The sequence below is a fragment of the Halodurantibacterium flavum genome (assembly GCF_042681825.1).
Taxonomy (GTDB): Bacteria; Pseudomonadota; Alphaproteobacteria; order Rhodobacterales; family Rhodobacteraceae; genus Halodurantibacterium; species Halodurantibacterium flavum.
This window is the reverse complement of record NZ_JBHUGH010000002.1, coordinates 187,583-199,434: the sequence shown is the minus strand read 5'-3', so window position 1 is coordinate 199,434 and position 11,852 is coordinate 187,583. Positions and strand designations below refer to the sequence as shown.

General features: G+C 62.7%; 10 protein-coding genes. 2 read left to right on the top strand and 8 right to left on the bottom strand.

Annotated elements, in window-relative coordinates; genetic code table 11:
* Positions 1-16: 16 nt before the first annotated feature.
* Positions 17-1,522: an aldehyde dehydrogenase family protein gene (locus tag ACFSGJ_RS02575; protein WP_390259220.1), complete on the top strand. Its 1,506-nt coding sequence runs from the start codon at positions 17-19 to the stop codon at positions 1,520-1,522.
* A 197-nt stretch (positions 1,523-1,719) separates the two neighbouring features.
* Positions 1,720-3,162, top strand: a complete 1,443-nt coding sequence (locus ACFSGJ_RS02570; protein WP_390259218.1) for an FAD-dependent oxidoreductase — start codon at positions 1,720-1,722, stop codon at positions 3,160-3,162.
* 512 nt (positions 3,163-3,674) lie between these two features.
* Here the strand turns inward: ACFSGJ_RS02570 and ACFSGJ_RS02565 are convergent.
* From ACFSGJ_RS02565 to ACFSGJ_RS02530, 8 genes are all read right to left on the bottom strand, one after another.
* On the bottom strand, positions 3,675-4,271 hold the full coding sequence (locus tag ACFSGJ_RS02565; protein WP_390259217.1) for a ferric reductase-like transmembrane domain-containing protein: 597 nt from the start codon (positions 4,269-4,271) through the stop codon (positions 3,675-3,677).
* Positions 4,271-5,164: a protein-methionine-sulfoxide reductase catalytic subunit MsrP gene (gene msrP / locus ACFSGJ_RS02560; protein WP_390259215.1), complete on the bottom strand. Its 894-nt coding sequence runs from the start codon at positions 5,162-5,164 to the stop codon at positions 4,271-4,273. Before msrP ends, ACFSGJ_RS02565 begins: the two co-directional genes overlap by 1 nt.
* A 52-nt stretch (positions 5,165-5,216) precedes the next feature.
* On the bottom strand, positions 5,217-6,209 hold the full coding sequence (locus ACFSGJ_RS02555) for a cytochrome-c peroxidase (protein WP_390259213.1): 993 nt from the start codon (positions 6,207-6,209) through the stop codon (positions 5,217-5,219).
* Positions 6,210-6,728: 519 nt separating this feature from the next.
* Positions 6,729-7,838: a TRAP transporter substrate-binding protein DctP gene (gene dctP, locus ACFSGJ_RS02550; protein ID WP_390259212.1), complete on the bottom strand. Its 1,110-nt coding sequence runs from the start codon at positions 7,836-7,838 to the stop codon at positions 6,729-6,731.
* A 65-nt stretch (positions 7,839-7,903) separates the two neighbouring features.
* Positions 7,904-9,205, bottom strand: a complete 1,302-nt coding sequence (locus tag ACFSGJ_RS02545) for a TRAP transporter large permease (RefSeq protein ID WP_390259210.1) — start codon at positions 9,203-9,205, stop codon at positions 7,904-7,906.
* Positions 9,205-9,783: a TRAP transporter small permease subunit gene (locus ACFSGJ_RS02540; protein WP_390259209.1), complete on the bottom strand. Its 579-nt coding sequence runs from the start codon at positions 9,781-9,783 to the stop codon at positions 9,205-9,207. The genes ACFSGJ_RS02545 and ACFSGJ_RS02540 overlap by 1 nt, the downstream gene beginning before the upstream one ends.
* A gap of 129 nt (positions 9,784-9,912) precedes the next feature.
* Positions 9,913-10,452, bottom strand: coding sequence for a 2,4'-dihydroxyacetophenone dioxygenase family protein (locus ACFSGJ_RS02535; protein WP_390259207.1), 540 nt, complete (start codon positions 10,450-10,452; stop codon positions 9,913-9,915).
* Between the two features lie 237 nt (positions 10,453-10,689).
* On the bottom strand, positions 10,690-11,649 hold the full coding sequence (locus tag ACFSGJ_RS02530) for an AraC family transcriptional regulator (RefSeq protein WP_390259206.1): 960 nt from the start codon (positions 11,647-11,649) through the stop codon (positions 10,690-10,692).
* Positions 11,650-11,852: the final 203 nt, after the last annotated feature.

The window sequence follows — 11,852 nt, the reverse complement described above, 5'->3', positions numbered from 1 at the left end:
TTACAAGGATACCAGAATGAACATTGCGCAGACGGACGGCTTTACCGCCAATACACGCAATTGGCTTTCCGGCGGAGCGCGGAAGCTTCTCATCGGCGGGGAATGGGTGGAGGCCGCGACCGGCGAGACCTTCGCGACCTTCAACCCGTCGACGGGGCGAGAGCTGGCGCAGATCGCGCGCGGCGATGCGCGTGACGTGGATCGTGCCACAAGGGCCGCCCGCGCTGCATTCGAGGGCGAGTGGTCACGCGTGAAGCCCTATGACCGGCAGATGATGATGCTTCGCCTCGCCGATCTGGTAGAGCGGCATATCGACGAACTCGGCGAACTCGACACGCTGGAGATGGGCGCGCCGATCGCGCGGATCCCCTTCATGCGCCGCCGGTCGCCATCAATGCTGCGATACTACGCCGGGCTGACGACCAACCTGCACGGCGATACTGTCCAAAACTCGCTTCCTGGCCAGATATTTTCCTATACCACGCGGGAACCGATCGGGGTGGTGGGGGCGATCATACCCTGGAACGTGCCCCTGGGTGCGGCGCTCATCAAGCTCGCGCCGGTTCTGGCCACCGGCTGCACTCTTGTCCTGAAGCCGGCCGAGGAAGCGTCGCTTTCCTCGCTGCGGCTGGGGGAACTGGTGCGGGAAGCGGGCGTGCCCGCAGGGGTGGTCAACATCATCACGGGCTATGGCGCCGAAGCGGGTGCCGCGATTGCTGAGCATCCCGATATCGACAAGGTCGCCTTTACCGGCTCTACCCTGACGGGACGCAGGATCGTCGAGGCTTCCAAGGGCAACCTCAAGCGGCTCTCGCTGGAGCTTGGCGGAAAGTCCCCCGACATCATCTTTGCCGATGCCCCTATGGACGCAGCCATCCCGGGCGCGGCGATGGCTGTTTTCGGCAACACCGGCCAGGTCTGTTCCGCCGGAACCCGCCTATTCATCGAGCGCAAGGTGTTCGACGAGGTGATCGAGAAAATCCTTGCCTTCACCGCCAGCCTGCGTGTGGGCCTCGCGACAGACCCTGAAACCCAGATCGGCCCCATCGCTTCGGAGCGGCAGATGAACCGGGTGCTGGAATATCTTGCCGTTGGGCAGACCGAGGGCGCGCGGTTGCGCGCGGGGGGGATGCGCGCCACGACCACCGGGTTGGAGAACGGATACTTTGTCACCCCCACCGTCTTCAGCGATGTCCGCGACGATATGCGCATCGTGCAGGAAGAGATCTTTGGCCCGGTCGTCGCGGCTATTCCCTTCGACGACCCCGAGGAGGTGGTGCGCCGGGCCAATGCCTCGATCTTCGGGTTGGGCGCGGGGATCTGGACGACCAACCTTGGCCGGGCGCACCGGATGGCGGCGGCGCTGCGGTCGGGGTCGGTATGGGTGAATTCCTATCAGCTCATGGACCCGGCGATGCCCTTCGGGGGCTTCAAGCAGTCCGGCTATGGCCGCGAAAGCGGTGCAGAACATCTGGACGAGTTCATGACGACCAAGGCTGTCTGGATCAACACCGAGTGCTGACCGTCAAAGCGGCACCCGGATCGACGGCCCGGTCCGCGTGTCGCGCCGCAAGACCACATAGCGACCTTGGACACGGGGTGGGGGCAGAAGCTCGGCGACAACTGCCCGCATGTGCCGACAAGGGAAATACGGGCCGCCGATGTGCCGGCGCGCGTGCCGCAAATGCCGCGCCCCATTCAGCCTGAAGGAGAACAGGAATGTCTGAAGATAAGCCGAAGGTGCAGGAAATCAGGCAGAGCGAGGACAGGTTTCTAAGCTCTGACATCTTCGAGTCGGGGCGCTATACCTTTCCCAGCCGGAACGGGAGCGGAACGGTCGCAGAACCTGCGCGTGATGTTCCGATATATCACAGATGCGATGTGCTGGTGGTCGGTGGAGGGCCTGCCGGAACCGCCGCCGCACTTGCTGCCGCGCGGACCGGCGCGGATGTCGTGGTGATGGAGCGATACAATCACCTCGGCGGCCTGTCCACCGGCGGCGTGGTGATCTGGATCGACCGGATGACCGACTGGGAAGGACGCAAGGTGATCCGCGGCTTTGCTGATGAGATCATCGAGCGTCTTCCACCGGAGGGTGTCGCGGGGCCGGACCAGACACTTTGGGGCGTGCGGGACCCTGAGCTGGCGAAATACTGGCGGCTCCGCACCTCGGCCTTCCACGGAATTGTCACCTGGGCACCCACCCTGGACCCCGAACGGCTGAAGCTGGCCAGCCAGGAACTTCTGATCGAAGCCGGGGTCCGCATCGTCTTTCATTCCTGGGCGGCTGTACCGGTTGTCCAGGACGGCGCCGTCACCGGGGTCATCTTTGAATCGAAGGAAGGGCGCCAGGCGCTCATGGCGAATGTCGTTGTCGATTGCACAGGGGATGGTGACATCTTTTCGCGTGCGGGGGGCGCCTTCGAGACCGATATCGAAGAGGGCGACGTGCACCATTCGATGAACACGGGTTTCATGCTGGCGGGCGTCGACATGGACACCTGGCTCACGTTCCGCGGCACGCAGGAAGAGGCCTTCGCCGAGTTCACGAAGCTTGGTCGGGAAACGCTCGGGTTCTTCCAGACCCCCTATGTGTCCTGGCGCAATGACGTTGCCCTGTTCCTCGGGCCGCGCCAGTCGGGACTGTCTGCCCTTGATGTTGACGACCTGACCGAAGTCGAAGTGCGCTCGCATCGGTTCATGGAGGCGCATTGCGCCTTCATGCGCAAGCACGCGCCGGGCTTTCAGAACGCCTGGATGATGCTTTCGGCGCCTCAGATCGGGGTACGGCACACGCGGCGCCTTTTGGGGGTGTCGCGGATCCAGCGCGACCAGTGGTCGAGTGGCACGATCCGCCCGGACGAAGTGGGCGTCAGCCCGTCCGTATCGCCCAAATTTCCGGTTCTGTCAGTGCCTTATGGGGCGCTTGTCCCGGCGCGCCTGGACGGTCTTCTCGCGGCGGGGCGGCACATCTCCTGCGACGCCAACAGCCACGGGTTCATGCGGGAAATCCCCCAGTGCTGGCTTACCGGACAGGCGGCAGGGGCGGCCGCGGGACTGGCGGCAAATGCGGGGATCAAGCCCCGGCACGTCGATCCCGCCGATATTCGCGCGGCACTGCGCAAGCAAGGCGCATTTGTCCGCGAAGCGGGCTCTCTGTAACGCGCGCTTTCTGGCCTTCAGGGTCTTGATGTGTTGCGAGATCCCACGCCGGATCCATCGGTCCTGTGTTGTCCTCAAGCGGTTCCTCTTGGCGACGGTCATGGTGGTGATGTCGGTCCGGCGGACCTTGGTTGCAGACAAGCGTTGGCTTTCAGCAGAACGTGGGCGTGCCGCAACCTGCTGAAGAGTGCGCCCCATCACCGTTGTGTTCATGGTGTCGAGCCGATCTGCCGGATTCCGGGGATCACACCATCGGCGTATCAGGCCTTCAAGACTGTGGAGCATGTCATAAAACATCCATTCACCGCCCTGATAGCGGTGTGCCTCCTCGCCTCACCGGTTTCCGGCGGTTCTTCCGATGCACTATCTGGGGCGGCCCGAACCTTGGACGACGCTTCACGGGCCATCTCACCTCAAGTACCTGCCGGGCATGGGAGGAAGGGCCTCGTCTCTTCTCCGAACCTGCGGCATGCCGCAGGGTAACAGGCGACCGCATGCCCGCGATCATGCGCCTACCGGGTGTTGCGCAGCCGGTGGGCCAGCGTCCAGCCAATCCGCGACATGGCGAGCATGACAAGCAGTGCGGCCATGACCATCACTCGCGGGTTTTCGAAGCGTGACACCGCCCAGGCGTGGCCAAGCGCTAGTGCCGCCGCGGGCCAGACCAGCAGATGCAGCCGCCGCCAGACCGGGTGGGTCAGCCATCGCAACGCGCGGTCGCTGGAACTGAGCGCCAGCGGCGCAAGCAGCAGGAAAGCCGCGAGGCCCAGCTGAACATGGCGCATCATGCGCGCCTCGGCCCAGGCAAAGGCGGGATGCCCCTGATCAAGGATCAGCCAGATCAGAAGATGCGCCAGCGCATAAAGAAAGCACCACACCCCAAGCGGGCGCCGGGCGGCAACGATGGGGTTCCAGCCACTCAGGAAGTGCAGAAAGCCGACAGCGAGCGACGCCATCAGGAAAAAGAGTGCGAGCCGACCTGTCTGATGCAGCAGCGCCTCGGTCGGCACGACGCCCAGAAGCCCCACCTGCCAACGCCCGAGGATCAGCAGTCCCGGCAGGGCGGATCCGGTCCATGCAAGGCAGCGGACGAGGCGCGGGCTGATCATCAGTAATGCTCGTTCAGGTCCATGCCGCTATAGAGATGGGCAACCTCATCCCCATAACCGTTGAACATCTCGGTGCGGATGCGGCCGCCGTCTTGCAGCCGCCGCTCTGTCGCCTGATGCCAGCGCGGATGGCGCACATCTGGATTCACATTGGCGAAAAATCCGTACTCGCGCGGGGCGCGGGCCTGCCAGCTTCCCACGGGCCGTTCGCGCAGCAGCCGGATCGCGACGATCGACTTGATGGATTTGAAACCGTATTTCCAGGGCACCACGAGGCGCAGCGGCGCGCCGTTCTGGTTGGGCAGCGGCTCACCATACATGCCGGTGGCAAGGATCGTCAGCGGGTGCATCGCCTCATCGAGCCGCAGCGCCTCCCGGTAGGGCCAATCGAGGGCGTTCGTGCGCTGGTTCGGCATCTGATCGGGGGCGAAAAGCGTCTCGAACTCCACATAGCGCGCGGCCGCGGTCGGCTGCACCAGATCAAGCAGCGCGGACAGGGGAAAGCCCGTCCACGGGATGACCATCGACCAGGCCTCGACGCAGCGGAGCCGATAGATGCGATCCTCCTGCGGGAAAGAAAGCAGCGTTTCGAGTGGCAGGTTCCCCGGCCTTTCCACCTCTCCCGACACCGCAACCGACCAGGGATCGGTGCGCATCGCATGGGCCAGCTGGGGCGGGTCATCCTTGGCCGGACCGAACTCGAAAAAGTTGCAATAGCCCGTCGCAACGGCAGGGTCAGTCACGGGCTCGTCGGTCGAGAACCGTCCGGCTGCCACGGCGCGCGGCAGAAGGGCCGCGGCGGCGAGACCTGCCAGCGCGGTGCGCCGGTTCAGCCAGACGGCGCGCGGCGTAATCTCTACCGCCGACGGGCGGAGATAGCGATAAGGGGCCATGGCTCCTCCTGGTGCGGGGCGCGACGTGGTGCGCGCCCCTCGTATCGCGCTGTCAGGGCAGTGCAGGGGGCATCACGGCGGGCATTTCGCCGGTCAGCGCATGAAGAAATGCCACGACCTGATCCAGTTCATCATCGGAAAAATCATAGCCGGTCATCTGGTCGCCCATCATGAAGACGGCTTCGTGCAGGCTTTCAACGCTGCCATTGTTGAAATAGGGATAGGTGACGGCGACATTGCGTAGGGTCGGCGTACGGAAGGCACCGCGGTCGAAGTCATCCCCCGTCACGACAAAGCGCCCGTCATCCTCGGACCCCGGCGCGTCGAAGACGTGAAAGTTGCTGTCGCTGAGCGCCGGACCGTTGTGACAGGCCACGCAGCCCACATCGACGAAGAGCCGCATCCCCGCGACCTGATCCTCGGTCATCGCGTTCACGTCGCCCCTCAGATAGCGGTCGAAAGGCGAATTTGGGGTGTTGAGCGTCCGCTCGAAGCTCGCAATGGCCTGCGCGACGTTATCCGCATTGATCGGATCGGGGTCATCGGGGAAGGCCTCGGCGAAATGCGCGCGGTAGGTCTCGAACTCCTGCAACCTGGCCACGGCCTCGTCGAGGTCCATCGCCATTTCGATATCCGCCGCGATCGGGCCAAGCGCCTGGCCTTCCAGCGTCGCCTCGCGTCCGTCCCAGAACTGCGCATCGAGGAAACCGGCATTCAGCACGGTGGGCGTGTTGCGGCTGCCCTCCTGTCCCAGATGGCCCACCGCACGCGGAATACGGTCAGCCCAGCCAAGCGCCGGGTTGTGGCAGGTGGCGCAGCTGATGACGCCGCTGGAGGAAATCCGGGGCTCGAAGAAGAGCATCTTGCCCAGTTCGATCTTTTCCGGCGTCAGGCTGTTATCGGCGGGGATCGGCGGCAGGGCTGGAAGGGGCTCGAACATGTCGAGATAAAAGGCCATGTCGTTGTCCTGCGCCTGAACCGCGCCCGCTGCCATGAGTGCCCCGGCGAGTGCGGGGATGAAACCCGCGCGCGTCATTTTCCTCATTGTCATCTCCATTTCACGTGGGTGCCGATTTATATCCGGACCTTCGTGAGGTTTTTTTAAGGCAAGTCAGCTCGCAGACAACTGAAACCGTCCTGCAAAATCAAATAGATGCGCGGAAAATGAGTCTATTGCGCGACCTGTATGTTCGGATGAGGATTCCGCGTGGAATGGATAACGTCAGGGTTTAAAATCGGAAATCAGGTAAAAGATTTATGCGATATTAATTTTTGAACCGGAAACCGGATAGAATACGCGCAAATTGCCGCACGGGGCTGTTCAACGACCGCCGACGCGCTCGTCGCTACCGTTATGTTCTCGCTATCGCGCGAGAACGAGCCCTCACGCCAGGTGCGCGTGGTGCATCTGGCGATCCGTTAAGCCGTTCTGCCCGGCATGAGTTTTCCCGCAGCCGGTGACCGCGTGCTGACTACCCTCGTTTTTCGTCTGCCCCGGCGTACTCGGCGCTGTCGCCGTCGAGCCGAAAGCCGGGGCGGAAACTCCGCCCCGGCGATGAAGCAGTCAGAATGGAAGCTGTGCAAAAATGCGCTCATACATGCGCTCGGCGATCGCGTCGGGATCGCGATCCACCTCTTCGGCAATGCCTTCCCATTCCACAAGCAGTTCAGAGAAGCGGTCAACCAGCTCCTCGGCCCCCGCCGCCCCACGGCCATTGGCCGCTTGTACGATCTCGGCGCGCTCCGCTTCCTGGAAATCAGCCCAGACCTGCGCGTATTCCTCGCCCAGGTTCACCAGTTTGATGCCTGCCTCCTCGGCGGCGGCCATCCCGCGTGCCTCGTCGATGTAATAGCCGTTGGTCACATCCATGATCGCCTGTGGCATCTCGCGACGGAATGCCTCGCGCTGTGCTTCCGTCATCCCGGCCCAGGTATTGGTGTTCACGCCCATCAGGACGACTGCCGAAAATGCCCCGTGCGAGACGTCATCGACGATCGAGACGACGGCATCGGCAAGGCTGTAGGCGACAAGCCAGTCCTTTGGTGCGAAGACGCAGTCGACGCTTCCCCGCTGCAGCGCTTGTTGGAAATCGGGCGGCGACAGCGACTGGCGGGACATGCCGATGCGCTGCGCCCAACGGTTGAACATCGGGTTCCCTTCCGCCGAGCGGCGACCTTGAAGGTCGGCGATGCTGGTCACCTCGAAGTTGCACATCAGATAGTAGGGCGTCGAGGCATAGGTGCCCAACGGCAAAACGTTCTGCGCTGCGTATTCTTCCAGGCAGCCGGGACAGTTCAGCAGCAGCGCCTCGGTCGCTGCCGCCGCGCCCGACAGCCCGTCGTTGATCAGCGCCTGCGTTTCGCCCAAGGTGACATGGGTCCGCAACTCAGCCCCATTGTAGGCCGGCACCAGCACGCCGCCGTCGATGATCCCGTCGCGGATCGCCGGCAGGGTCGTGGTGTTGTTGAACAGCTGGCCGCCCATGAAATTCTCGAACGTCATCGCGTCGTCGGTGCCTGCGAGGCTTTCGGTGATCCGCTCGAACATCGGCACGGTCCCCAGCCGGTTGTTGGGGGCGGCTGGCGGCGTCCATGACGAATAGGTGAAAGCGACGGCAGACGTGCCTCCAAGCATCGCCATCATCGTGAGCACAAGGCCCAAGGGTCTCTTCATCCTCATCTCCTTCTCTGAAGCTGTGCCCGATAGTTGTCGGACGGATGGTCGCTTTGTCCTGCCGGTCACATGATGCTTGGCAGGAATAGGGTGATTTGCGGAAAGGTGATCAACAGCCCGATGATCAGTATTTCCGCCAGCAGGAACCAGAGGGCGCCGCGGAAGATCTCCTGCAGCTTGTAATCCGGTGCCAGCAGCTTGACGGCATAAACATTCAGTCCCACGGGCGGGGTGATCAGCCCGATCTCGATGAACTTGACCATCAGGATACCAAACCAGATCAGGTCCATCCCCGCGGCCTGGAACATCGGCAGCATGACCGGCAGCGTCAGCAGCATCATGCCCAGCGGATCGAGGAACATGCCCAGCACTAGGTAGATCGCGAGGGTGATCAGGATCATCGTAGTTGTATCGACCGAATAGTCGGCGACCAGGCCCGCGAGGAACATCGGCACCCCGCTGAAGGCCATGAACCGCGTGAGCAGCAACGCACCAATCGCCACAAAGAAGATCGAGGCCGTCGCCATGATGCTTTCACGTGCTGCTTGCCTGAAGATCCTGACGGTCATGCGGCGTTGCGCCAGGGCAATCAGTAGGGCAAGGAACGCCCCCAGCGCCCCGGCCTCGGTCGGGGTGGCGATGCCGGTGTAGATCCCGCCGATTACCGCGAGGATCAACAGCGGCAACGGCCAGATCGTGCGCAGCGCGCGCAGGCGCTCGCTCCAGCTGGGATGGTCGGGTACCGGCGGCGCAAGGCTGGGATTCAGCCAGCAGCGCAGGACGATCTGGCCAAAGTAGACCCCCGCGGTCAGCAGCCCCGGCAGCACCCCGGCCATGAACAGCTTGGCGATCGAAACCTCGGCGAAGATGCCATAGAGCACCAGGATAATGCTGGGCGGGATCAGCACGCCCAGCGTGCCGCCGCAGGCCACGATTCCGGCCGCAAGTCCGGGATCGTAATGATACTTGCGCATTTCGGGGATGGTGATCCGGCCAATGGCCATGGTTGTCGCCAGCGACGAGCCCGATGCCGACGAGAAGCCCGCACAGGCGAAGTTGGTGGCTACTGCCAAACCCCCGGGCATCCGCGAGAACCACAGGCGTGCCACGTCGAACAGGCTTGCGGTCATGCCCGAGCGGTGGGCGATGGCCCCCATCAGCAGGAACATGGGCACCGCCGAAAGGTCCCAGTCGGTGACGAAGTCATAGGGCAGGACGCGCAGCATTGATAGTGCGATGTCGATGTTGGTGATCAGCATCAGCCCGGTGAAGGCAACGATGATCAGCGCCAGACCGACGTGAAAGCGCAGGCCGATCAGTCCCACGATAGCGGCAAAACCGGCAAAACCGATGGCAAGGTTGGACATCAGGCAAGTTCCTTCCGCAGCTGTTCTTCCTGTTGCTCAGGCTGTTGTTCGGGCGGGAGATCCTCGGTCGCGACCTGGGCGACAGTCTGCTGTCCAATGAGCTTGTCCAGTGCCATCAGGAAGGCCATCAGTGCCATCAGCACTGCACCCACTGGCGGGAACCAGCGTGAGGGCCATGTGGGCAGGTTCAGGGTCGCGCCCTGATGAAATTCGCCGATGCGTGTCATGCGGACGGCCTCGATCCCCATCTGCCAGGCAAAGACCGTCATCACGCCGCCCAGGATGACCAGCACTATGCCCATCAGAAGGGACTGGACCTTGATGGGCAGAAGATCGGTGAAGAGCGTAGCCGCCACATGGCCTTCGGCGCGAGTCACATAGGCGAGGGACAGAAAGATCACCGAGGCCATGTAGTAGTAGCCCACGATCTCCGGGACGGCATCAAGGCTGACGCGGAACAGCCGCCGGGAGACGATTTCAGTCACCACATGAAACATCATCAACGCGATGCCGATTTCGGCCAGCGCCATGGCCCAGTCCGAAGCGCGAACGGTCAGGCGGGCTAGAAATGTCCTCATCACAGAACCTCCGGAAGTTGCACGGCATCCGTACCTCTGGGCCCGGCAGGGGCGGCAAGTTCGGACAGGGGGGCGAAATGGGGGGCGATCCTTTCGGTCGCGGATGCGCCCCCGAAACCGACAGCCGGCTCAGATGTAGAGCTGCTTGTTGATCTCAAGGCCGTTCTCGCGGCAGTAGGTCTCGTAGTGGTTCATGAACCACCAGACGTCCGCGGTGAAGGCAAAGGACGCGTCCTCGTTGTAAAAGTCGATGGCGCCCTGCATCCAGCCAAACAGCTTGGTGCCCTCCGGGTGGTCAGTGACCAGCGTGTGCGCTTCGCCAGGAACCTCCTGGATAAAGCCGCCGGGCGTGGCGACCCAGGGGTATTCAAGATAACGCGCGCTTCCTTCCAGGCAGACCATGATGATCTTGCCCCGGTGGTAATGGGTGCCGATGACGCCGGGCTTCTTGATCCACAGGATGTTGGAGTAGATGTTGTTGCGCACATCAAAGGCGAGGTGCCGGATTGCAGCATTTTCACCGAACGGGACCCATGGGCTTTCCTCGTCGTTGTAGCCCACGAAGGTACCCTCGGTGCCGCGTTTCCTCGACAGTTCCTTATATGGATCGGGCACGTCCACAATACGAAACGCGCTGGATGGCGGGGCGTCGTATTTCTTGTCCAGCATGACTGTTCCTCTTCAGCTCGGCGAGGAAGAGGTCTCGATGCAGATCGCAATGTTGTCCCGTCGGAAATCCGACAGGACGGCTGCTGCTGCCTCGGCGTCCCTCCTCCCTGACGCCAGGTTGCGAAACCGGATTGCGGTCCGGCTTCTCAAGCCTAGGTAAACTGCCTCAGCCATGCTTGGAGGGGAGCGCAGCCGACCAGGACAAAAGCGCAGGCGTCACAAAAATTCCGCCCTAGGTCAGTTTTTTGCTCGCCACTCGCTCGGAGAAAGCCCCAGCTGGCGGCGAAACAATCGACTGAAATAGGCGCTGTCGTTAAAGCCGAGGCTGAATGCGATCTCGGTGATCGAGCGACGAGGTTCGGCTCGCAGCCGGTCAGCAGCACGTTGAAGACGGCGATGCTGGATATATGTCGTCGGAGTGTGTCCGGCGCCGGCGAAAAGGCTCTGAACCGTGCGCGGCGAGACGCCAAATTCTCTTGCAAGTGCCTGCGTGCCAAGGTCCGCATCGTCAAGATGGGCGTCTATATAGGCGTCACAGCGCTTGCGAAGCGCCGAGCCCCTATGCTGCTCGTAGGGCCCGGTCCGGAAATCGCCGGCGGCGAGCGCCAGAGCACAGAGCGTCGAGAAGACCTCTGTAATTGCCTCCGAGTAGATGCTGTCGGAACCGTTTGACAGCTCATCCTCGGTCTGTCGCCAGAGCGTAAATAAGAAATCTCGGAACACGCGCCCTCCAGGCGTGGCGATACTGAAGGGCCGGCCCAGGTGGTCTTCGATCTCCGGCACACGCGAGAGAAGTGCGGCACGCGGCACCTCTACCACGATCAGTTCGTGGTCGGGGCCTAACTCGAAGGAATAGCCGCTCTCGGCGGTTGACAGAATGAAATCACCGGCCTTCATCTCGACCGCATTTCGCCGCGCAAGCGTTGCGGCATGGAACCGGGCGCTGCTTCTGAGCTGCAGATGCATCAGCACGCCGTCGCTCGCCGCGCCCTTCCGCCGGACGACCGACCTATCCGATCTAGGACGGAGCAGTTTGAGCGCGCCCAGATTGAGCTGCCACATCTCGGCGCGGAAGCCTTCAACGGGACTGTCGACGGTCGTCCCCTCCAGTGCGTCCGAACAAATGTCATTCCAGTAGCTCAGCCGGTTCCGCGGTGCGACATTACTTGACGTAAAATGCACGATCTTGGTCATCATGTCGTTGAGCCCTCCCCTGCTCGCAGATCGAAGAAGCTAACATGAAACCTCTGATCGCAAAGCTCAATCGCAGCACCGGCCAACCTGCCGCAAGCAAAAGGGTCGATGGGGTTATCATGGCAGATCCGTCGCCTGCGCGGCAGCTGCTGCCGGGCACCTTCTGGACCGCCACGGCAAAATAATGATCGCCCGCCTTCGCGTCG